Below are 22,016 nucleotides of genomic sequence, written 5' to 3'. Positions count from 1 at the left end.
ATCCTTCATGGCTGATCTTTTCGACGCCCTCGACCCGCCACGCCTGCCGCTGGCGGAGGCCATGCGGCCCAAGACGATTACCGAGGTCATCGGCCAGAAGCACCTGCTCGGGCCGGGCAAGCCGTTGGCGCTGGCCTTCCAGTCCGGCAAGCCCCATTCGATGATCCTGTGGGGCCCGCCGGGCGTCGGCAAGACGACGCTGGCACGCCTGATGGCGAAGTCCTTCGACGCGGAGTTCACCGCGCTGTCGGCGGTATTCTCGGGGGTTAAGGACATCCGCGAGGCGATCGCCCAGGCCGAGGTGGCGCGAACCCGCGGGCGCCACACCATCCTCTTCGTCGACGAGGTGCATCGCTTCAACAAGGCCCAGCAGGACGCCTTCCTGCCCTACGTGGAGCAGGGCCTCGTCACGCTGGTCGGGGCAACCACCGAAAATCCGTCCTTCGAAGTGAATTCCGCGCTGCTGTCACGGGCGGCGGTGTATGTGCTGCAGCCTCTGGGCGCGGATGAGCTGGCTGAACTCTTCGAGCGAGCCCGGGTGTTCGCGTGCCCGGAACTGGCGTTCGAGGACGATGCCCGGGATCGCCTGACGGGCTTCGCCGATGGTGACGCGCGACGCATGCTCAACCTGCTCGAACAGGTGCAGACGGCCGCCACGACTGCGGGCGTGAATCCGGTTACGCCAGCCTTCATCGACGAAGCCCTGTCGCGCAACCTGCGCCGTTTCGACAAGGGTGGCGAAGCCTTTTACGACCAGATCTCGGCGCTGCACAAGTCGGTGCGGGGCTCTGATCCGGACGCCGCGCTGTACTGGCTGTGCCGCATGCTCGACGGCGGCGCCGAGCCGCTCTACATGGGGCGGCGCCTGGTGCGCATGGCCATCGAGGACATCGGCCTGGCCGATCCGAGGGCGCTGGAAATCTGCCTGGACGCCTGCTCCACGTATGAGCGCCTCGGCTCGCCGGAAGGCGAGCTGGCGCTTGCTCAGGCGGCTGTTTTCCTGGCCTGTGCGGCAAAATCGAACGCGGTATACAAGGCGTATAATGCGGCGCGCAAGTTTGTGGCCGACGATGTGTCGCGTCCGGTGCCGATCCACCTGCGCAATGCGCCCACCAAGCTCATGAAGGAACTGGGTTACGGCAAGGCCTACCGCTATGCCCATGACGAACCGGGCGCCTATGCGGCGGGGGAGAACTACTTTCCGGAGGGAATGGCGAAACCGGGCTGGTACGTGCCGGTCGACCGGGGCATGGAGGCGAAGATTGCCGAAAAACTGGCCCGCCTGCGCGAACTGGATCGGGACCACGAGGCCCGCGCAGGCGACGGTAGTGCTTAGTGCGAAATGGGATGGTTGGCGATGAAACGGTCGCGGGCTGCGCGGAAACGCTGCGCCCGGCTGCGATCACCGCTTTCCTCTGCTTCGTCCACCAGCTCACGCATGAACTGGGTCAGCATCAGCGTTCCCTCGCGGGTCTGGACCAGCCCGCAGGCGATCTGGGCGGCCGCTACTTCGGGAATGTCATGGTGCTCGGCGATGATGGCAACGTCTTCGTCGGTCAGGTCGCAGTAATCCAGGCAGTCTCGGATGGACAACATTGGTGTGTCTCCTTCAATGGATTTGGTCGCATGAAAACAGCGCCGTCTGCGGACGCCTCTTCTTTAATTGTGACCGGTGAGTTCGTTAAATCAAGAAGACTTTGACCCGATTCGAGCTATTAGCTTCTTGATTTCTATTGTGTCTGGTATCTCGGGCAGCGAAGAACGTGATGTTGCGCTGCAATATAACTGAAAACCGGAGGTCGTGTTCGGCATTTTCCGAAATCGGCTTCCAGATCTGCTAGCTTCTGATTTGAATAGGGATTCCCATGCTTGATGTGCAATTGCTGCGTACCCGCCTAGACTTTGTTGCAGAGCGTTTGGCAACGCGTGGACTGACGCTTGACGTGGCAGCCTTCCAGGCCCTCGAGGACGAGCGCAAGCAGCGCCAGACGCGTACCCAGGAACTCCAGGCCCGTCGCAACACCCTGTCCAAGCAGGTTGGTCAGCTGAAGGGGAAGGGTGAGGACGCCTCCGCAGTGCTCGCCGAGGTGGCGGGCATCGGTGACGAGCTGAAGGCCAACGAGGCGGCCCTCGCCGAGTTGCTGGAGCGCTTCAATGCTTTTGTTGCGGGCCTGCCCAACCTGCCCCACGAGAGCGTGCCGGTCGGCCGTTCCGAAGAGGACAACGTTGAGGTGAGCCGGTGGGGCACGGTGCCGAGTTTCGACTTCGAAGTGCGCGACCACGTGGATATCGGCACCCGCCTGGGCGGGCTGGATTTCGAAACCGCGGTGAAGATCTCCGGTGCCCGCTTCACGCTGATGAAGGGCGGCCTGGCGCGCCTGCACCGGGCGCTGGCCCAGTTCATGGTGGACACCCATTCCGGCGAGCATGGCTACACCGAGCTGTACGCGCCTTATCTGGTCAACGCGGACAGCATGTATGGTACTGGCCAGCTGCCCAAGTTCGAGGAAGAGCTGTTCTCGGTGCCGAAGGCCGACGGCAGCAAGTTCTACCTGATCCCGACCGCCGAAGTACCGGTGACCAACATCGTCCGCGATGAGATCGTGCCGGCCGATGCGCTGCCGATGAAGTTCGTCTGCCACACGCCGTGCTTCCGCTCCGAAGCCGGCAGCTACGGTCGGGACACCCGCGGCATGATCCGTCAGCACCAGTTCGACAAGGTGGAGCTTGTCCGCATCGAGAAGCCCGAGAACGCCTGGGCTGCCCTCGAGGAACTGACCGGCCACGCCGAGGCCATCCTGCAGAAGCTCGAACTGCCGTACCGCAAGATCGTGCTGTGCACCGGCGACATGGGTTTCGGTTCGGCCAAGACCTACGACCTCGAAGTGTGGCTGCCGGCCCAGAACACCTATCGCGAGATCTCGTCCTGCTCCTGCTTCGAGAGCTTCCAGGCCCGCCGCATGCAGGCCCGCTTCAAGAACGCACAAGGCAAGAACGAAACGCTGGCAACCCTCAACGGCTCCGGCCTGGCGGTTGGCCGTACCCTGGTGGCGATCCTCGAGAACTACCAGCAGGCCGACGGTTCGGTGCGCATCCCGACTGCGCTGCAGCCCTATATGGGAGGCGTGACGGTGCTGCAGGCCGCGCTGTAACGTCAAGAGCCGGGCGGACAAGAGTCCGCCCGGTTTTCAGGAAGGGCCACATCCTGTATATTAGTAGTTGTTAATATTCTAAATATTGGAGATCCGCCATGAGCAGCAAATCCTTTACCCAGATTACGGGCGATCTTTCAAAGGGACTGGCCATGCTTCGTTCCGAAGTCCCGGAAACCATGAGTGCCTTCAACATGCTTGCCAAGGAGTCGATGAAGGCGGGCGCATTGAGCGCACTTCAGAAGGAATTGATTGCCTTGGCTATTGGTGTGGCAGCCCGCTGTGACGGGTGCATCGGTTTCCACATCAAGGCCTTGATCCGGCTCGGTGTGACCCGGGAGCAGTTGATGGAGACTCTGGCCATCTGTACCTACATGGGAGGAGGGCCGAACCTGATGTATGCAGCAGAGGCGGTGCGGGCGTATGAGGAGTTCACCGCAGCACAAACAAAAGTCGCCGAATAGCTGGCTTTTTCAGAGAAGTGCTATATAATGGCGCCCTTCGAGCGGAAAGGTGGCAGAGTGGTCGAATGCGCCGGACTCGAAATCCGGTATACGGTTCTCCGTATCGAGGGTTCGAATCCCTCCCTTTCCGCCATGCATCAAAAACAACAAAGCCCCGATGATTCGGGGCTTTGTTGTTTACCGGTGTGTCATTGGGTATGTCATGGCAGATTGGTTTCGGTCGATTGTCGTTGGACCGGAATTGGGTAAAGTTCTGACTCCTGCGCTCATACCCGTTTAGGGGGCTCGCTCCGGTGTAATCCGGCGGACCTCGCGAAGCTGTGGGCACGCTGTCCGGGTTCTGTCTGTACCTGCCGTGTCGCTTCGTTTCGCTGAATTGCAGCAGGGTGATGATGAAGACAACACCGAATGAGCACTGGTCGGTCGAGTTGATCCGGATTGGAAACTCGGCGGTGCGAGAGGCTCAGCGACGCAACCGCCAACTGGGCATCCCGAACTGGTATTCGCTGAATGGCGTGCTGGTCAGCGATGTCCCACGGGAGGAGACGGCTGCCGCTGGCCCGTCTCACGGCGCAGCAGCTCCGACAACCTGTCGGTAGTCCGGGCTGCTTGGGAGGTGAAGGCTGTTGCCCGTCGTCCGATCCCCGCGGCGACGACTTGGCTGGGTTCCCCCCGCTGCGGAACATCATCCCCTCCGGTTTAAACCTGCGCAGCCCGAAGATGAAGGTCTGCCGTCGGGGTTTGAACCCGCTTCCCCCGGATCTGAACCCTCGTATTTCCGATTTGAACCCGCTGCCCGCGGATTTGAACGATTGATGCTGCGACATGAACGGGTTCGTTCCGGAATGGGGGAAGTGCCCATCCGGAATGAACCCGTTCAACGAAAATCAAAATCTGTACTGTCTCGAGCCCGAGAGGTTCAAGTCCGGGGCCCGTGCGTTCATCCGTGGGCCAGGATGATCAAGCCGGGACGGCGCCCGGTTCATCGCGACGCCGGCCTTGTCCCTTGAAACGCACCGATGCCTGAGCACGGAGTTCATCCAGTGCCGCGCCCTTGCCGGCGAGTTTGGCAAAGCGGTAGGCCTCCAGCGCTGCGCTGTAGAGGTCGCTGCCCAATGCCATCTCGGTGTCCTCCCCGCGCTGGGTCAGCGCGGTCAGCCGGGCCAGCAGCGGACGCAGGTGGTCCAGCGCCTGGATGTCCTCGGCAAAGGCCTTGAGATCGAAGGCGCCCGGCAGGATCTCTGGAGACTGGGTCATCACGTCATGAGCCTTGCGCACAAAGGTCTCGGACTTCGGGCCCATCTTGCGCAGCTCGCGGCGCTGATCCACGGACAGGGAAATCAGCCCCGACAACTGCTTTTCCAGCTCATCCAGGGCCTTTTGAACCTGATCGATCTGCTGGCTGGACAGCGTCAGGGAAATCACGTTCTGGGTCATTCTCTCGCTCCTCCGCGGTTTTCCGGATAATGACATTGGCACGAATCTGTGCGCGGGGGATTCTGCGAGAGGGGGTCCAGGAATGTCAAATGAATGATTTCGGCGCTCGCCCGGATCGATCCGCTGGAACGCCGGATCGGCAGGTCGATTGCCCTTGGGCTGCCAGTGCGTGCGGGGGCGGCAGCTATTGATATCATCCATCCCGGCAAGATTCGAGACTCATCGCGAGTCAGCCCCGAGCGCTCGGCCGGCGCCCTTCCGGCGTGGGCAGATCGTCGTCGAAGCTTTGCCGAATCCCCTCGTCCCCATTGTCAGTCCCTGTCCGATGCAAGCACTACTCGATACCATTTCCCGAATTTCCATGCCGACCGAAGCAGGCCGTGTCTTTCATGGGCGCGGCGGTCTGTTTCCCGGCTGCGAGCACTGGACGCTGGATGTCTATCCGCCGGTGTGGGTGCTGACCAGCTTTCTGCCCGCCACCGAGGCGGAGTTGGAGGCCGTCCATGCGGCCTTGTCCCGCCGTTGGGCCGAGGTGCATCCGGACTTGCCGCTGAACTGGGTCTACCAGTACCGCTTCGAGGCACGGGCCGAGACCCGCTTGATGGCTGGCAGCGTGCCGGACCCTCACGTGGTGGAAGAGCAGGGCGCACGCTTCCGTGTCCACCTCCTCAAGGGGCTCAACCATGGCTTCTTCCTGGATATGGCCGAGGGGCGGCGGTGGGTGCGCGAACATGTGGCAGCGCGGCCGGGGATCAAGGTGCTCAACCTGTTCGCCTACACCTGTGCCTTCTCGGTCGTGGCCTTGCAGGCCGGAGCGCGGGAAGTGACCAATATGGACATGAGCGACGGCGCTTTGGCGATCGGCAAGCGCAACCACCTGCTCAATGGGCTCACGGAAGGCGCACGCTTCCTGCCTCATGACATCTTCAGTTCATGGGGCAAGATTACGCGTGGTGGGCCGTACGATCTGATCGTCCTGGACCCGCCCAGTTATCAGAAAGGCAGCTTTGTTGCGGAGAAGGACTACGCGCGGCTGATGCGGCGCCTGCCGGATCTGCTCGCGCCAGGCGGGCATGCGCTGCTCTGCCTGAACTCACCGAAGCTCGGCGTGGCTTTTCTGCAGGAGGGGATGCAGGCGCTTGCGCCCGACTTGTGCTTCGAAGGTCGGGTGGCCAATCCTACCTCGTTCGCGGATGTTTCGGAGGAGCGTGCGTTGAAGGTGCTGGTTTACCGCTCACCGGACTGACTTCACGGTTGTGGGGGCGATAGTGCTGCGCCCAGCCGCAGCCGTCTTCATCGCGGGGCGATGACTGCAGGTGGAGCCCGGGTCCTGGTTGATGGAATCGTGTTCTTCAGGGGCGCAGATTCTGGTCGATGGCCCACACGGCGGCCTCGAGGCGGGAGCGGAATTTGAGTTTCTTCAACAGGTTCTTGATATGCACCTTGACGGTGCCTTCGGCGATGTTTAAGTCGCGGGCGATCAGCTTGTTGGACAGCCCGCTGGCTAGGCAGCCGAGGATGTCCTTCTCACGCTCGGTCAGCGGTGCGACGCTGCGTTCGGCGGCCTGGGCTTCCTCGCGTAGCGAGCGGGCGAGCAGGCCGTTAAGGCTGGGGCTGATGACGATGCGGCCGCGCTGGGCCTCGACGATTTGGGCAAGGAGCTCTTCCGGTTCCATGTCTTTCAGCAGGTAGCCATCGGCGCCGGCGCGTATCGCTGCAACCAGATCGTCGGCGGCGTCGGAGACGGTGAGGATCAGGATGCGGGCGGCCAGATCGGCATCCCGCAGGGCCTTGAGGGTCTCGATTCCGTTCATGCCCTTCATGTTGAGGTCGAGCAGGATCAGATCGGGTTCAAGGGCCTTGGCCAGTTCCAGCCCTTCCTCGCCGCTGGAGGCTTCGCCGATCAGGTGCAGTTCGTTGTTGAGGGCGATCAGCTGGGAGACGCCTTTGCGGAAGAGGGGGTGGTCGTCGATGATGATGACGGAGCTGAGGGCGGGGGCTGTCATGGCTGCTTTCCTTGGCTGGGCGCCGGGTTTTCGTTGGCGGGGATGGTGGCGGGGAAGCTCAGTTCGACGCGGGTGCCGCCGCCTTCACGGTGGGCGATCGTGAGTTCCCCGCCCAAGCTCTGGGCGCGGTCGCGCATGATCACCAGACCGTAGCGATGCAGGGGCAGGGCCTGCAGGTCGAAGCCGACGCCGTCGTCGTCGATGCTGACGCGCAGGAGGCTCTCGTCTGCGTGTTCCAGGCGGATGTGGACATGTGCGGCGCGGGCGTGGCGTTCGATGTTGGAGAGGGCTTCGCGGATGATCTGCAGCACATGGATCTCCCGGCTCGGTGGCAGGGCAATACCGCCGAGTCGGTTGTCGAGCAGGGGCGTGAGACCGGTACGCCGGTGGAAGTCGCGCACCGCATCGTCGATGGCGGCCGGCAGGCCGCGGCCGTCGATGCGCAGGCGGAAGGTGGTGAGTAGTTCGCGCAGTTGTCGGTAGGCCTCGCTGAGGCCATCGCGCAGTTCGCGCACCACGTCATGAACGGGTTCCGGGGTCGGGGCGCGGCCAAGCATGGTCTGCAGGCGCGTGACCTGGATCTTCAGGTAGGACAGGGATTGGGCGAGGGAGTCGTGCAGCTCGCGGGCGATCACCGAGCGTTCGTCCAACAAGGCCAGGCGATGCTGCTCCTCGTTACGCTGACTGGTGGCGAGGGCGGCACCTACGTGGCGGCCCACTGTTTCCAGCAGCTCTATCTGCCACGGCGCGAGAGTCTGGCCGGTAGGCTGGGCCAGCAGCATGGCGCCGTGGCTGACGGTGCCGTCGAAGAGCGGAACCGAGATGAGTGGCGCGTGCCCCGCCAGGTCTTCATGGGTGCGGACCTGCCCGTCGGCCTCGTTTCCCGCGGCCTGGATCAGGGCCTCAAGCATGGCCGGGGCCGTTGTGCCATCCGTCGGCACGATGTCCGTGTAATCGGCCTTCTTGAGGCACAGGGCGACGGCGCGGATGCCGATCACCTCGTCGACTTCCTGCAGCACCTGCAACAGGGTTTCCCGGGTTGCGGTCTTTTCGGACAGGGCGCGGGTGGTGCGGTACAGCAGACGCAATGACTGGTTGCTCAGGGCCAGTTCCTCGGTCTTCTCCTGTACCCGGTTCTCGAGCTGCGCATAGAGCTGGGAAAGGTCCTCCACCATGTAATTGAAGGCTTCTCCAAGCTGGCCCAGTTCGTCCGGCTCGCGGGGAGGGATTCGCACGCCGAAGTCACCGCGGCGGACGATGCGCGCCGACGTGAGCAGATGCTCCAGGGGGCGTACGACGTGCCGCTTCAACTGGAACACCGTGCTGGCCCCGACGATCAGCAGGAGGATCAGGGAAATGCCCTGGGCGATGCGCAAGAGCTGGAGCTTGGCTTCCAGACCTTCCTCCACCAGGGCGACCAGGTGGTCGATCTGCCCGACGATGTCTTCAGTGGCGGAGCGAACCTCACCGTCGTCGGAGTGACCGCCGATGGAACGTTCGACTACGGGGCGGAAACGCAGCTGCCAGGTCTCGCCGACTTTGGCGTAGGCCAGGCGCATGGGGTCGTCTGGCCGGGACGGGATCACCCGGATCAGGTCTGCGCTGCGGTAGCGGGTGTCGAACTCGGCGAGGGTGGTGGCCAGGTGTGTCGGATCGTCGTTGCGGCCGGCTGCGGCGCCGATGACGTAAGACTGCATGCGCAGCGACCCCGCCAGGTTGATCGCCCGGGCTTCACCGGACGACAGTTCGGCCACGGTGATCGAGGCGAGGATCGATACGGCGGCAAGACTGGCGATGGCGGCGATCCAGACGCCCAGGCGACGGACGACGGACGGGGTGCCCACCGGGCCGGGGCCTGCGACGGAACGGGCGAGACTCAAGACGATAACTCCTGAACAGATTGCAGCCGCGATTGTGCGTCGGCAGAGCTCTCCGGCGCGACTCCCGGCTTCGGGTTGGGTATGGAAAATGGTAGTAGGGCAGGGGGCACACTCCCTTACCCCTAAGACCGGCCGTACTGCCTCCCATGACGATCAAACTTCAAAAAAAACAATGGCGTGAAGGCTTGTTTTGTCTATCTTTGGAATACCTCTTTGGGGGTAATTTACGCGCTTGTACTGAATTGGCGACTCTGATCTAAATCAAACTTCGGGCCGGATCAGGCTTCTAGACTGCACTCCATACCAACGGCGCGTGATCGTTTTCCAGCGCCCCCGACACACGATTTGAGAGGTGAGCGATGCATACCAGTTTTGACGATCTGAGCTTGGTACTGGGTGAAATTGCACTGTTCCGTGGACTGTCTCCTGTCGTGGTGGGGGAGGTGGCACGCGCATCGCAGGTGCTCAGCCTGCCCAAGGGACGGGTAGTTTATGCAGCTGGTGACCGGCCCCGCGGCATCTACCATGTGATGTCCGGGCACCTGAAGACGGCGGTGTCCTCGCCGGACGGTGGTGAAAAGGTCATCGAGATCCTGTCGCCACGCCAGGCTTTCGGCGTTGCGGAACTGTTTGCAGATGCGGCCTGCGTGTCGACGGTGGAAACTGTTACGCCGGTAGTCCTGCTTGCGGTTGGGCGGGAAGGCATCTTCCGTGCGATGGAGCAGGAGCCCGAGGTCGCACGCCGCATGCTGAGTGCTATGGCTGAGCGGCAGTCGTCCATCGAAAGGGATATCGCCGCGGACTGTTTCCAGAGCGGTACGGCGAAGGTCGTGGATTACCTTGCCCGACTGGCTGCGGAAAGCGGTCATGGCGCCGGCCGGATCGAACTGGAACTGGAGATTCCGAAGCACGTGCTGGCTGCGCGGCTGGGCTTCACGCCGGAGACGCTGTCGCGCATCTTCCGGGAGCTCTCGGACGCCGGAATGATCCACGTTCACGGCAAGCAGGTGACGCTGCTGGAGGCCTTTTCGCGTCAGCATCTGCCCTGTCCTGCGCCCCGCCGAGGGGCGGCCGCGGCTTTGCGGCGAACGGGGCAACCGGCCGGGAACTGGTTCGAACGAGCGGCAGGCTCTGACGAGGGCAGAATGGTGGCCTGGGGTTGATCGCATTGATTTGATGGACCGGGTGGGGGCGTGCTGTTCGGCCCAGCCCATGGAGTATCCTTGCCGCCTTGTCCATGTATGAGGTGAGTGGAATGCTGGTCGAGGATTCCGATTTCAACAGCCCGGTACCGGGACTCCCCCTCAGTCGCCAGGTCTTCGTCAACGATGTACTGGCGGCTGGTTATGCACAGGCCGTTCGCCCGCGCAGCGGGCATTGCGTGATCCAGACTTCGTCTGACGGCCTGGTGGCCGGCGATATCCACATCCGTGGTATCGACAAGACGGCGATGCGTGCCTACTGGGTGCAGCCGGCAGGGAAGGGGCCGTTTCCGACGGTGCTGGTGGTGCAGGAAATCTTCGGCATCCACGAATACATCCGCGACACCTGCCGGCGCCTGGCCCGCCAGGGCTATCAGGCGATTGCGCCCAATCTGTTCCAGCGTTACGGCGACCCGATGGGCGTGCCGAACGTGCAGGAAATCATGTCCGACATCGTTGCCGAAGTGCCCGACGCCCAGGTCCTGAGTGACCTGGATGTGTGTGCGGAGTGGGCCGCCTCGAATGGTGGAGACCCGCAGCGCCTGGGCCTGACCGGCTTCTGCTGGGGAGGGCGGATCGCCTGGCTGTATGCCGCGCACAATCCGCAACTGAAGGCGGCTGTTGCCTGGTACGGCCGTCTGACTGGAAAATCCACGCCGATGACACCGCGCCACCCCACGGATATCGTCCGTGGCCTGCATGCGCCGGTGCTGGGCTTGTATGGCGGCAAGGACGCCACCATTCCGCTCGAGGATGTGGAGACGATGCGCGAAGCGCTTGCAGCTGCCGGCAAGCAGGCCGACATCGTCGTCTATCCCGAGGGCGGCCACGCCTTCCACGCCGACTATCGTCAGAGCTTCAGGGCCGCGGATGCGGCGAACGGTTGGGGACGAATGCTGGAGTGGTTCCGCGCCAACGGCCTGTGAACGTCGGCGCGGTTGCGGTGATCAGCCGCGAAGGCTGATCACCGGCCAGCAGAGCGTGTCGGCATGCTTGCGTAGCGTGTCGTCCGGATCGACCGCCACCGGATCGGTGACCTTGCCGAGCAGCGGCAGGTCGTTGTGGGAGTCACTGTAGAACCAGCTGCGCTGGAAGCTGCCCCAGCACAGGCCGAGGCTTTCCAGCCAGGCCTCCACGCGTTCGATCTTGCCACCCTTGAAGGCCGGCGTGCCGCGCGGCTTGCCAGTGAAGGCGCCGTTCTCTTGGGCCGGAATGGTGGCGACCAGGTGCGGAATGCGGAAGGCGCGGGCGATAGGGCCGGTCACGAAGCTGTTGGTGGCGGTCACGATGGCGACGATGGCGCCGGCGTCCAGGTATTTGTTCACCAGCGCCACCGACTTGGCGGTCATCATCGGCCGGATGCGCGCGTCCATGAACTCCCGGTGCCAGGCGTCCAGTTGCTCGCGACTGTGGCGGGCCAGGGGCTTCAGCTGGAAGTCGAGGAACTCGAAGATGTCCAGTGTGCCGGCCTTGTACTGGTCAAAGAACTCCTGGTTGCGGGCTTCATAGACTTCCTTGTCGAGTACGCCGCGGGAGATCAGGTATTGGGCCCACTCGAAGTCCGAGTCGCCGGCGAGCAGGGTGTTGTCCAGGTCGAAGAGTACGAGTTCCATCGGGGGCTCTGTTCAGGAAGGTTCTTATAGTGTGCTGTCCCGCTGCAGGATTTCCCGCAGCAGGGGGAGAGTGATCGGGCGCTTGCGCTCCAGCGATGCGGCGTCGAGGGCGTCGAGGGTGCGCAGCAGGCTGGCCAGGTCGCGGCGGCCGTGGCGCAGCAGGTATTGCACGATTTCCGGTTCGAGGCGCAGGCCGCGGGTGGCGGCCTGAGCGTCGAGGATCGCATGGCGGTCTTCGTCGGTGAGGGCCTTGACCTCGAAGATCAGGCACTGGCCGATGCGCGTGCGCAGGTCTTCGCGCACATGCAGGTGCATTGGCGCCGCGCAGCCGCTGGTGATCAGCGTCATGCGCAGGCCGCGGGAGGCGTTGAAGGCACGGAACAGGGCGATCTGCGCCTCGGGGCCAAGAGCTTCCACGTCATCGATGGCCAGCAGCAGGCCCGGCGCTTCCGGCAGGTAGTTGTCTACATCGCCGGCACGCAGGTAGCAGGCTGGTCGGCCGGCCTGGGCCGCCGCGCTGACGACATTGCGCAGCAGGTGGCTGCGCCCGCTGCCGGGGTCGCCCCACAGGAACAGGTGCTGGGGCACGTCCGATACGGGCACGGCCTCGTAGAGGGAGGCGAGCAGGTCGGCATTGGCCGCGGCGGCGTAGTTCTCCAGCAGCGGGGGGGTGTCGGAGTGCAGATCGAGAGTGAGTTGCTTCACAGGGCGCTCTCGCGGGAACGCACCTGAAAGGGGCGGTCGGGCGACATTTCGGCTAAAATTCGGGTTTATTTGCGTGCGCAGGGCGGGTGAAACCAGTCTTTAGCGCCGCAAGGCCTGTAATGTAGCCGGTCGCGGCGGGGCGCTCAACCCGAAGAGCGTATTCCCTCCTTGCTGGATGCCTGCCGGGCCGCCCCGCAATTTTCTTGAAAGAAGATCACAGAACCCATGAGCTCCCTTACTTATCGCGATGCCGGTGTGGATATCGATGCCGGCGATGCCCTGGTCGACCGTATCAAGCCCTTTGCCAAGCGCACCATGCGCCCGGAGGTGCTGGGCGGTATCGGCGGTTTCGGCGCCCTGTTCGAGATCTCCAAGAAGTTCAAGGAACCGGTGCTGGTGTCGGGCACCGACGGCGTCGGCACCAAGCTCAAGCTGGCTTTCCAGCTCAACAAGCACGACACCGTCGGCCAGGATCTGGTCGCGATGAGCGTCAATGACATCCTCGTGCAGGGGGCCGAGCCGCTGTTCTTCCTCGACTATTTCGCCTGCGGCAAGCTGGATGTGGACACCGCCGCCACCGTCGTCGAGGGTATCGCCCGCGGCTGCGAGCTGTCCGGCTGCGCGCTGATCGGCGGCGAGACCGCCGAGATGCCGAGCATGTACCCGGACGGCGAGTACGACCTGGCCGGTTTCGCGGTTGGCGCCGTGGACAAGTCCAAGATCATCGACGGCTCCACGATCCGTCCGGGCGACGTGGTGCTGGGCCTCGCCTCCAGCGGCGCCCACTCCAATGGCTACTCCCTGATCCGCAAGATCATCGAGGTCAGCAAGCCCGATCTGGAAGCCGATTTCCATGGCCGTACGCTGAAGGACGTGATCATGGAGCCGACCCGGCTCTACGTGAAGTCCCTGCTGGCGCTGATGGAAAAGCGTGATGGCCTGGTCAAGGGCCTGGCCCACATCACCGGCGGCGGCCTGCTCGACAACGTGCCCCGCGTGCTGGCCGAAAACCTGACCGCCGTCCTCAAGAAGGACGCCTGGACCCTGCCGCCGCTGTTCCAGTGGCTGCAGCAGGCTGGCAACGTGGACGCCCAGGAGATGTACCGCGTGTTCAACTGCGGCATCGGCATGGTCGTCATCGTCGCTCAGGAAGATGCTGCTGCGGCCGCCGAGCAGCTGCGTGCCACCGGCGAAACGGTCTACGAGCTGGGTACCATCGAAGCGCGTGTCGAAGGCCAGGCCCAGACCGTGGTGGTCTGATCCTGCGGGGGCGTGGCCCCCGGAGTATGCGTTCGATCAAAGCGGGCCCTTGTGGCCCGCTTTACATTTGCGGGGTGGAATCCACTCTCGGTGCGCCGCCTTAACGCAGCTTTACGGCGGGCTAACCGCGGCTTACCCGCAGAAAGGCAATGATCGGCCGGTCGCTGCGCAGCGTGTGCAGCCCTTCCGCTCTCCTTATGTCGATCGAATCCCTGCGCCGCGTGCCGGCGCTGCTGGCCTGCCTGCTGGCCGCCTGTGCCAGCGTCGGCCCGGACTACCGGGCCCCCCGGCCCGATGTGCCGGCCGCCTGGCAGTCTGTACCCGTGGAGGGTACGCGGCAGGCCGACCCGCAAGCCCTGGCCCGCTGGTGGACCCAACTGGCCGATCCGCAACTGAGTGCCTTGATGGACGAGGCGCTGCAGGCCAATCCGGACCTGAAGAGTGCCCGCGCCGCGCTGCGTGCTGCCCGGGCCAGCCGCGACCTGGCCTCGGCCAAGCGCTTTCCGACCCTCAATGCATCAGCCGGCGTAAGCCGCAGCACCGCCCTCGGTGCTGCCCGCACGCTTTATGAAGCCGGCTTCGACGCTGCCTGGGAGCCCGACGTATTCGGTGGCACCCGCCGGGCGCTGGAGGCCGCCGAGGCCGAGCTGGAGGCGGGCCTGGCCGACCTGCACGCCACGCAGGTGAGCCTGACCGCCGAAGTGGCCCTCAACTATGTCGAACTGCGTGCCTTCCAGGCGCGCCTGGCGATCGCCCGCGACAACCTGGCCAGCCAGTCGGAAACCCTGCAGATCACCGACTGGCGCGCCCAGGCCGGACTGGTCGGCAGCCTCGATGTAGAACAGGCGCGCAGCAACCGGGAAACCACCCGGGCAGCGATCCCGACCCTCGACACCGGTCGCGCCGAGGCCGAGCACCGCCTGGCGCTGCTCACCGGGCACACACCGGGCAGCCTGCATGAACGGCTGGTCGTAGCGGAGGGCGCCCGCAGCGGACTGCTGCCGCAACTGCCGGAAGCCACCGCGCTGCTGATCCCTGCGGATGTGCTGCGCCAGCGCCCCGATGTGCGCGCCGCCGAGCGACGCCTGGCGGCCGAGACGGCCCGCGTCGGGCAGGCGGAGGCGGCGCTGTATCCGTCCTTCAGCCTGTCCGGTTCCATCGGCCTGCAAGCCCTCGGCCTGTCCACCTTCAGTGGCGGCGGACAGGTCGCCCGCTCGCTGGCGGCGGCGGTCAGCGGGCCGCTGTTCGATGCCGGCCGCCTGCGCGCCCAGGTCGAGGTGCAGGACGCGGTGCGCGAACAGCAGCTGGCGGCCTACGAGAAAACCGTGCTGACCGCACTGGAGGACGTGCAGAATGCCCTCGTCGCGCTGGCCAACAGCCGCCTGCGGCGCGAGGCCCTGGCCAGCGCTGCCGAGGCGGCCCGCAACGCGGCGCTGCTGGCGCGCCACCAGTACGCCTCCGGCCTGATCGACTTCCAGACCGTGCTGACGACCGAGCGCAGCCTGCTCAGCATTGAAGACAGCCTGGCCTCGGCGGAGGCCGAGCGCGTGACGGCGCTGATCCAGCTCTACAAGGCCCTCGGCGGCGGCTGGTCCGCCGACCGCAGCGAGGCCGTTCCCCAATCCGGAAAAGACGCATGAACAAGCCTGAATCCCCGTCCGCGGACGCGCTCCGCGAACTCGTCCTCAGCAGCGGCCAGGGCCGTTTCGGCGGACGCCGTCGCCTGCTGGTCGGGGGCGCCGCAGCTGTGCTGGTGCTGGCCGCCGGTCTTGCCCTGTTCGGCAGTGGTGGCGACGAAGGGCCGCACTACCGCACCCAGCCGGTTCGCAAGGGCGAGCTGGTCATCAACGTGTCGGCCACCGGCAACCTGCAGCCGACCAACTCGGTGGACGTGGGCAGCGAACTGTCCGGCATCATCGAGTCGGTACTGGTGGACGTGAACGACCACGTGAAGAAGGGGCAGGTGATCGCTCGCCTCGATACTTCCAAGCTCAAGGATCAGGTGAGGCAGTCGAAGGCCGACCTGGCTGCGGCCGAGGCCAAGGTGCGCCAGGCCGAGGCGACGGTGGCAGAGACCGCGGCCAGCCTGGCCCGTCTGCGCGAGGTGGCGCGTCTGTCCGGCGGCAAGGTGCCGTCGAAGGCCGAGCTGGACAGCGGCGAGGCTGCCGCGCTGCGCGCTGTGGCCGACCAGAAGGCCGCCGAAGCCGCGGTCGCGTCGGCCAAGGCGCTGCTCAGCACCTACGAGATCAGCCTGTCAAAGGCGACGATCCTGTCGCCCATCGACGGCATCGTGCTGACCCGCAAGGTGGCACCGGGCCAGACCGTGGCGGCGGCGATGACCGCGCCGGTGCTGTACACGCTGGCCGAGGACCTGCGCCGAATGGAGCTGCAGGTGGATGTGGACGAGGCCGACGTGGGCAAGGTGAAGGAGGGGCAGGAGGCGCGTTTCCACGTGGATGCCTGGCCGGGGCGCAACTTCCCGGCGACAGTCACGCGGGTTGGCTGGGGCTCCCAGACCAAGGACCAGGTGGTGTCTTACCTGACCATCCTCTCCGTCAAGAACGACGAGCTGATGTTGCGCCCGGGCATGACCGCCACTGCCGAGATCACCACCGCCCGCCGCCAGGATGTGCTGCTGGTGCCCAATACGGCGCTCCGCTTCTCGCCGCCGGTGCAGCAGGAGGCCCAGAAGCGCAGCCTGCTCGCCAGCCTGATGCCGCGTCCGCCGGCTCCGCCGCCCAAGGCCGCGTCGGACGCCGCCAAGGACGGCACGCAGACCCTGTGGCTGCTGAAGGACGGCCAGCTGGTCGCCGTCAAAGTGAGCGTACTGGGCACCAACGGCCAGGTGTCCGAGGTCCGTCCGGTGGATGGGGATGCGGCGCTGCCGCCCGGCGCCGAGGTGATCACCGAGGCGCTGGCGGCCAAGAAATGAGTGAGGCGCTGATCGTGCTGTCCGGCGTTACCCGCAGCTTCGGCAGCGGGGCGGCGGCATTCCAGGCCCTGCGCGGCGTAGATCTGACCGTCGAGGAGGGTGATTTCGTCGCCATCATGGGCCCCAGCGGCTCGGGGAAGTCCTCGCTGATGAACATCCTCGGTTGCCTCGACACGCCCAGCGGCGGCAGCTACCGCTTCCGCGGCCTGGCGGTGGAAAGTCTGAGCCGCGACCAGCGGGCCATGTTGCGCCGCCATGCGCTGGGCTTCGTCTTCCAGGGCTTCAACCTGCTGGCGCGCACCTCGGCCCAGGAGAACGTGGAGTTGCCGCTGCTCTATCGCGGCGAGCCGGCGGTCCGGCGCCACGAACTGGCACGCGCCGCCTTGGCGTCCGTCGGCCTGTCGGGCTGGGAGCATCACACGCCGGCCGAGCTGTCCGGCGGCCAGCAGCAGCGCGTGGCGATCGCCCGTGCGCTGGTCACCGGGCCATCCCTGCTGCTCGCCGACGAGCCCACCGGCAACCTCGACACCGAGCGCAGCCGGGAGATCATGGACCTGCTCGCCGGCCTCAACCGGGAGCAGGGCATCACCGTGCTGATGGTCACCCACGAGCCGGACATGGCCGACTACGCCCACCGCATCGTGAGGCTTGTCGATGGGCGCATCGCCAGCGACACGCGCAAAGCGGCTGTGCCAGCGGAGGAGGGGGCGCGATGATCTGGAATGCGCTGCTGCTCGCCCTGCGGGAGATCCGCCGTAACCTGATGCGTTCCTTCCTGACCATCCTCGGCATCGTCATCGGCGTGTCGGCGGTGATCACCATGGTCACCCTCGGCAACGGGGCGACCCAGGCAGTGTCGGACCAGATCGCCAGCCTGGGCAGCAACCTGCTGATCATCCGCCCCGGCCAGCACCTCGGCCCGGGGCGGGATTCGGCCGGTGCAGCCCAGTTCAAGGTGGCCGACGCGGAGGCCCTGCGCAACCAGGTCAGCGGGCTGGCGGCGGTGGTGCCGGTGAGCAGCAAGAGCGTCACCCTGGTGGCGATGTCGCGCAACTGGTCGTCCGGCGTCACCGGCACCAGCCGCGACTGGTTCGCCACCGGCAAGTGGCAGATCGCGGGTGGGCGGATCTTCAACGAGGCGGAAGAACGGGCTGGTGCTGCAGTGTGCGTGATCGGCGACACCATCCGGCGCGAGCTGTTCGGCGGGCAGGATCCGGTCGGCCAGCAGATCCGCGTCAAACAGTTCTCCTGCGAGGTGATCGGCCTGCTGGCATCCAAGGGCCAGTCCACGATGGGCAACGACCAGGATGATCTGGTGGTGATGCCGCTGCGCACCGTGCAGCGCCGCCTCACCGGCTCTGTGGACGTGGCGACGCTGATGGTGTCGGTGCGCGACGATGCGTCCATGGACACCGCCAAGGACCAGGTGACCTGGCTGATGCGCGAGCGCCGCCATATCGGCCCTGGCGACAACGACGATTTCGCGGTGATGGACACCCGCCAGATCGCCGAGACCCTGTCCGGCACCACCAAGGTGATGACCGGCCTGCTCGGCGCGGTGGCGGCGGTGAGCCTGCTGGTGGGCGGCATCGGCATCATGAACATCATGCTGGTGTCGGTCACCGAGCGGACCCGCGAGATCGGTATCCGTCTGGCCATCGGCGCGCTGGAGCGGGAGGTGCTGCTGCAGTTCCTCATCGAGGCGGTAGCGCTGGCTTCCCTCGGCGGCATCGTCGGCATCGTGCTGGCCACGCTGGCGTCCATTGGCGGCGCTGCGCTGATGCACGTGCCCTACCTGTTCAATCCGGCAATCAATCTCCTGTCCTTCGGTTTTTCGGCGGCCATCGGCGTGCTGTTCGGCTATGTGCCGGCGCGTCGGGCGGCGCGCCTCGACCCCATCGAAGCCCTGCGCCACGAGTAGGCCGGACCTCGCCGTGGGGCTTGTTGCCGTTTGGCAAAGCCCATTTCGGGGCGCAGAGGTCGGAACTTACCGCGCCGCGTTGCCTCTACAAAGAACGCCCCCTGCGCTCATCCCCTGGTGGAATGGGTGCGGGGATCCATGATTCGCCGTTCTTCGATGATCCGCGCCCAGTGCTTGCTACCGGGTGTGCGATCGTCCGGTAGGAGATTGCATGGCGCCTGATCTTTCTTTTCTTCCCGGTTGGATTGCTCCCCTCGACACCAGCTTCTGGCTGGCCATGCTGCTGGTGATCGCGCCATTGGCAGGCGAAGCGGTGTTCCGCCTGTTCGGCTGGCCGCGTATCGTCGGCTATACCTTGGTCGGTCTGTTCGCATCGAATCATCTCGACGCGGGCGGGCTGGCCCTGTCGGAAGGTTTCCGCCACGGTCTCGAGGTGGCGATGGCCGTCCTCCTCTTCGAACTCGGCAGCCGGGTGCATCTGCACTGGCTGCGTGACAACCCATGGCTGATCGCCACCAGCCTCGCGGAAGCCGGCATGACTTTCGTGATGGTGTTCGGCATCGGCCACTACCTCGGGCTCGGCTTTGGTAGCTCGATCGCCGTGGGGGCCGTGTGCATGGTCAGCTCGCCGGCGGTGGTCATGCGGGTGGCCTCCGAGCTGAATGCCCGCGGCCAGGTGACCGAGCGCCTGCTGATGCTGTCGGCGCTCAACACGATCTACGCGGTGCTCGCCGTGCAGGTGCTGCTCGCGCTGCTCGGGCAGGCCCATGGGCAGCATGTGCTGCAGTCCCTGCAGGCGCCGCTGCGCTATCTGGTGAGCACCTTCGTGCTGGCGCTGCTGCTGGCTGCGGCGGTTGGCGTCGCGCGGCGGCGCCTCGACCTGGCCAACGAGAACAGTGTGCTGCTGCTTATCGGCCTGTTGTTCCTGGCGCTGGTGCTGGTCCGCCTGGCCGGTGCGTCGCCGATCCTGGTGCCGCTGCTGGCCGGCATGGTGCTGCGCAGCCGTGACCTGCGCCCGTGCCTGTGGCCGCGCCACTTCGGCACCGCAGGCGGCGCGCTGGTGGTGCTGTTGTTCGTGGTGAACGGCATGGCGGCGGACTGGCGCCTGATCGTCGCTGGTGGCCTCGCCGGCGTGACGGTGGTGGTCCTGCGGGCAGCCGCGAAGGTGGGCGGCAGCGTGTTGTTCGGGCGGTTGTCGGGCCTGTCGATGGGGCAGTCGGTGGCGCTGGGTATTGCGCTTCTCCCCATGTCGGGCACGGCCTTCCTGCTGACCGCCAGCCTGTATCTGGCCTTCCCAGACCTGGGCCGGCATGTGGCGGCGGCGCTGGCCGGGGCGGCTGCGGTCATGGAGATTGCGGGACCCATTGCGACCCAGTGGGCGCTGCGCCATTGCGGCGAGACCAATGCAGGAAGGGGGAATAATCATGCCGCTTGAAGCCTTTTCCACTTCCCGCGCGCTGACCCTTGGTGTCGAGCTGGAGCTTCAGCTGGTGGGTACCCATGACTTCGACCTTGTCGCGGCGGCGCCGGATCTGCTGCGGGTGCTCGAACAGCAGGGCTTCGTCGGCGACGTGAAGCCCGAGATCACGTCGAGCATGATCGAGATCGCCACCGGCATCTGCGAGGACTACGGCGATGTGCTTGCGCAGCTCACGGCCCTGCGCAACGGCCTGCTGGAGGGGGCCCGCCGCCTCGATATCGGCATCTGCGGCGGCGGCGCCCATCCCTTTCAGCTTTGGGGGGAGAGGCAGATCACCGATGGTGTCCGCTACAAGCACCTGAGCGAGCTGTACGGCTACCTGGCCAAGCAGTTCACGGTGTTCGGGCAACATGTGCACATCGGCTGCCCCGGGCCGGATGAGGCGCTGAGGCTGCTGCACGGCATGTCGCGTTTCATCCCGCACCTGATCGCGCTGTCGGCGTCGTCACCTTTCGTGCAGTGCCACGACACGGGTTTCGATTCGGCCCGGCTCAATTCGATCTTCGCCTTTCCGCTATCGGGCCGGGCGCCCTTCGTGCTGACCTGGTCCGATTTCGAGGCCTACTTCGAGAAGATGGCGCGGACCGGTGTCGTGAAGAGCATGAAGGACTTCTACTGGGACATTCGCCCGAAGCCGGAGTACGGCACGATCGAGGTCCGGGTGCTGGATACGCCGTTGAGTGTGGAGCGGTCGGCGCGTCTGGCTGCGCTGATCCAGACCATCGCCCGCTGGCTGATGGTGGACAAGCCTTTCATGCCGGCCGAGGACGACTACCTCGTGTATGCCTTCAACCGTTTTCAGGCCTGCCGCTTCGGCTACGAGGGGGTATGGGTCGATCCTGAAAGCGGCGAGCGCCATGTGCTCGGCGATGCGATCGTCGCGCTGGTGAACCGCATCGGCCCGCATGCGGCCGTGCTGGGTACGCAAGCGGCCTGCGCCGCACTGGCCCACGACGCGGCGACGCGTACGAACGACGCGGCGTGGCTGCGGGAGCACTATGGCGCCGATCCGCTGCTGCCCGAGCTCGTGCGCCGCCAGTGCTTGCGCTGGGCTGAGTGACGAAACCCCTGCGAGCCCGGCCTCAGCCGTGGCGGCCGATGTCGGCCACCCACTCCTCGCTGCGCCGCCACAGTTCGGCAGCCAGGCGGAAGTCGCGGGCGCGGTCGGCCGGCGTGGTCACTGCGGATTGGGCGTAGTACAGACCACTCTCGCTGGCGGGAGCGTACACCGCGCAGTGCAGCGTGGTGAGGGCGCCTTCTTCAGGTGTGAGCAGGCCGCGCAGCTTCAGGAGCGGCCGCAGCGGGCGGGGCACGGCGCGCCATACCTCGGTATCCACGACGCCCGGATGCAGCGCGTAGGTGCTGATGCCGCTGCTGCCCAGTCGGCGGGCCAGCTCGGCACTGAACAGCACGTTGGCGAGCTTGGACACCGCGTACTCGCGTACGCCGGTCAGGGAGCGGGTCGGCTTCTGCACGGCGTTCCAGTCGATGACGGCCGGGGCGCGGCGGTGGGCGCGGCTGGCGACGGTGACGATGCGGGCCGGTGCGGAGGCCTTGAGGCGCTCGAGCAGCAGGTCGGTGAGCAGGAAATGGCCCAGGTGATTGACGCCGAAAGCCATCTCGAAGCCGTCCCGGGTCAGGCCGCGGGCACCGGCTAGGCCGGCGTTGTTGATCAGCAGGTGGAGTGGCTGGCCGGTGCTCAGGAAGCGCGCGGCGCAGGCGCGGATCGAACGCGTGTCGGCGAGGTCCAGCTCCAGCCATTCGGCAGCGGCGCGGCCGGTGAGGCGCTGGATCTCTTCGATGACCGGGCGGGTGCGGGCTTCGGAACGGCAGGCCAGATAGACGTGGGCACCTTGAAGGGCGAGTTGCCGGGCGGTGACGCGGCCGATGCCGGTGCTGGCGCCCGTGACGAGGGCGATGCGGCCCGCGAGGGGCTGGGACGGACTGGAATGCATGGGCCCGAT

The 22,016-nt window shown here is 65.6% G+C and carries 20 protein-coding genes and 1 tRNA gene; 14 read left to right on the top strand and 7 right to left on the bottom strand.

The features are described 5' to 3' along the window. Nucleotides 1–7 precede the first annotated feature (7 nt). The gene (locus tag AC1PQG_RS15175) at nucleotides 8–1,336 is read left to right on the top strand and encodes a replication-associated recombination protein A (RefSeq protein WP_481118655.1); all 1,329 of its coding nucleotides are present in this window, start codon (nucleotides 8–10) and stop codon (nucleotides 1,334–1,336) included. Here the strand turns inward: AC1PQG_RS15175 and AC1PQG_RS15170 are convergent. Continuing rightward, a complete protein-coding gene (locus tag AC1PQG_RS15170; protein WP_481113578.1) occupies nucleotides 1,333–1,596 on the bottom strand; it encodes a hypothetical protein in 264 nt (87 codons plus the stop codon). The two genes, AC1PQG_RS15175 and AC1PQG_RS15170, sit on opposite strands and share 4 nt — an antisense overlap. A gap of 269 nt (nucleotides 1,597–1,865) precedes the next feature. Between AC1PQG_RS15170 and serS the strand changes: the two genes are divergently transcribed. The 3 genes from serS to AC1PQG_RS15155 all read left to right on the top strand — a co-directional run bounded on the left by serS (nucleotide 1,866) and on the right by AC1PQG_RS15155 (nucleotide 3,749). Further along, nucleotides 1,866–3,152 (top strand): serine--tRNA ligase, encoded by a 1,287-nt coding sequence (gene serS, locus AC1PQG_RS15165; RefSeq protein WP_481118654.1) that lies wholly within the window; start codon nucleotides 1,866–1,868, stop codon nucleotides 3,150–3,152. 98 nt (nucleotides 3,153–3,250) lie between these two features. Next, nucleotides 3,251–3,616: a carboxymuconolactone decarboxylase family protein gene (locus AC1PQG_RS15160; protein WP_481118653.1), complete on the top strand. Its 366-nt coding sequence runs from the start codon at nucleotides 3,251–3,253 to the stop codon at nucleotides 3,614–3,616. A gap of 43 nt (nucleotides 3,617–3,659) precedes the next feature. Next, a tRNA-Ser gene (locus AC1PQG_RS15155) sits at nucleotides 3,660–3,749 on the top strand. An 827-nt stretch (nucleotides 3,750–4,576) separates the two neighbouring features. Here the strand turns inward: AC1PQG_RS15155 and AC1PQG_RS15150 are convergent. Further along, nucleotides 4,577–5,053 carry a hypothetical protein gene (locus AC1PQG_RS15150; RefSeq protein WP_481118652.1) on the bottom strand — a complete coding sequence of 159 codons (477 nt, stop codon included), beginning with the start codon at nucleotides 5,051–5,053 and terminating at the stop codon, nucleotides 4,577–4,579. Nucleotides 5,054–5,414: 361 nt separating this feature from the next. Here AC1PQG_RS15150 and AC1PQG_RS15145 point away from each other — a divergent pair, with 361 nt between their 5' ends. Then, a complete protein-coding gene (locus AC1PQG_RS15145) occupies nucleotides 5,415–6,299 on the top strand; it encodes a class I SAM-dependent methyltransferase (protein ID WP_481118651.1) in 885 nt (294 codons plus the stop codon). Between the two features lie 106 nt (nucleotides 6,300–6,405). Here AC1PQG_RS15145 and narL read toward each other — a convergent pair whose 3' ends face one another. Continuing rightward, complete coding sequence (narL, locus tag AC1PQG_RS15140; RefSeq protein ID WP_481118650.1) at nucleotides 6,406–7,059, bottom strand: two-component system response regulator NarL; 654 nt, start codon at nucleotides 7,057–7,059, stop codon at nucleotides 6,406–6,408. Next, entirely contained in the window at nucleotides 7,056–8,939 is a 1,884-nt protein-coding gene (locus AC1PQG_RS15135) for a HAMP domain-containing protein (RefSeq protein ID WP_481118649.1), read from the bottom strand. The genes narL and AC1PQG_RS15135 overlap by 4 nt, the downstream gene beginning before the upstream one ends. Nucleotides 8,940–9,298: 359 nt before the next feature. Between AC1PQG_RS15135 and AC1PQG_RS15130 the strand changes: the two genes are divergently transcribed. Both AC1PQG_RS15130 and AC1PQG_RS15125 read left to right on the top strand, forming a co-directional pair. After that, on the top strand, nucleotides 9,299–10,102 hold the full coding sequence (locus AC1PQG_RS15130; protein ID WP_481118648.1) for a Crp/Fnr family transcriptional regulator: 804 nt from the start codon (nucleotides 9,299–9,301) through the stop codon (nucleotides 10,100–10,102). A gap of 92 nt (nucleotides 10,103–10,194) precedes the next feature. Further along, nucleotides 10,195–11,067: a dienelactone hydrolase family protein gene (locus AC1PQG_RS15125; protein WP_481118647.1), complete on the top strand. Its 873-nt coding sequence runs from the start codon at nucleotides 10,195–10,197 to the stop codon at nucleotides 11,065–11,067. 21 nt (nucleotides 11,068–11,088) lie between these two features. Here the strand turns inward: AC1PQG_RS15125 and AC1PQG_RS15120 are convergent, their stop codons facing one another. Both AC1PQG_RS15120 and hda read right to left on the bottom strand, forming a co-directional pair. Next, a complete protein-coding gene (locus AC1PQG_RS15120; RefSeq protein WP_481118646.1) occupies nucleotides 11,089–11,754 on the bottom strand; it encodes a histidinol-phosphatase in 666 nt (221 codons plus the stop codon). Between the two features lie 24 nt (nucleotides 11,755–11,778). Further along, nucleotides 11,779–12,459: a DnaA regulatory inactivator Hda gene (gene hda / locus AC1PQG_RS15115; RefSeq protein WP_374479706.1), complete on the bottom strand. Its 681-nt coding sequence runs from the start codon at nucleotides 12,457–12,459 to the stop codon at nucleotides 11,779–11,781. 225 nt (nucleotides 12,460–12,684) lie between these two features. On the opposite strand from hda, the gene purM reads away from it, so the two are divergent. The 7 genes from purM to AC1PQG_RS15080 all read left to right on the top strand — a co-directional run bounded on the left by purM (nucleotide 12,685) and on the right by AC1PQG_RS15080 (nucleotide 21,112). After that, entirely contained in the window at nucleotides 12,685–13,719 is a 1,035-nt protein-coding gene (purM, locus tag AC1PQG_RS15110; protein WP_481118645.1) for a phosphoribosylformylglycinamidine cyclo-ligase, read from the top strand. Nucleotides 13,720–13,916: 197 nt separating this feature from the next. Beyond that, nucleotides 13,917–15,359: an efflux transporter outer membrane subunit gene (locus AC1PQG_RS15105; protein WP_481118644.1), complete on the top strand. Its 1,443-nt coding sequence runs from the start codon at nucleotides 13,917–13,919 to the stop codon at nucleotides 15,357–15,359. After that, a complete protein-coding gene (locus AC1PQG_RS15100; protein ID WP_481118643.1) occupies nucleotides 15,356–16,651 on the top strand; it encodes an efflux RND transporter periplasmic adaptor subunit in 1,296 nt (431 codons plus the stop codon). Before AC1PQG_RS15105 ends, AC1PQG_RS15100 begins: the two co-directional genes overlap by 4 nt. After that, nucleotides 16,648–17,367 (top strand): ABC transporter ATP-binding protein, encoded by a 720-nt coding sequence (locus AC1PQG_RS15095; RefSeq protein WP_481118642.1) that lies wholly within the window; start codon nucleotides 16,648–16,650, stop codon nucleotides 17,365–17,367. The genes AC1PQG_RS15100 and AC1PQG_RS15095 overlap by 4 nt, the downstream gene beginning before the upstream one ends. Beyond that, on the top strand, nucleotides 17,364–18,572 hold the full coding sequence (locus AC1PQG_RS15090) for an ABC transporter permease (RefSeq protein ID WP_481118641.1): 1,209 nt from the start codon (nucleotides 17,364–17,366) through the stop codon (nucleotides 18,570–18,572). The genes AC1PQG_RS15095 and AC1PQG_RS15090 overlap by 4 nt, the downstream gene beginning before the upstream one ends. A 211-nt stretch (nucleotides 18,573–18,783) precedes the next feature. Next, a complete protein-coding gene (locus AC1PQG_RS15085; protein WP_481118640.1) occupies nucleotides 18,784–20,007 on the top strand; it encodes a cation:proton antiporter in 1,224 nt (407 codons plus the stop codon). Next, a complete protein-coding gene (locus AC1PQG_RS15080) occupies nucleotides 19,997–21,112 on the top strand; it encodes a YbdK family carboxylate-amine ligase (RefSeq protein ID WP_481118639.1) in 1,116 nt (371 codons plus the stop codon). Before AC1PQG_RS15085 ends, AC1PQG_RS15080 begins: the two co-directional genes overlap by 11 nt. Nucleotides 21,113–21,134: 22 nt before the next feature. Here AC1PQG_RS15080 and AC1PQG_RS15075 read toward each other — a convergent pair whose 3' ends face one another. Then, nucleotides 21,135–22,007 (bottom strand): SDR family oxidoreductase, encoded by an 873-nt coding sequence (locus AC1PQG_RS15075; RefSeq protein ID WP_481118638.1) that lies wholly within the window; start codon nucleotides 22,005–22,007, stop codon nucleotides 21,135–21,137. Between the last annotated feature and the right edge of the window lie 9 nt (nucleotides 22,008–22,016).

The sequence above is a fragment of the Zoogloea sp. GDB6 genome, from assembly GCF_056724105.1.
The sequence above is the reverse complement of the archived record's forward strand: the minus strand, read 5'-3'. Positions and strand labels throughout refer to the sequence as shown.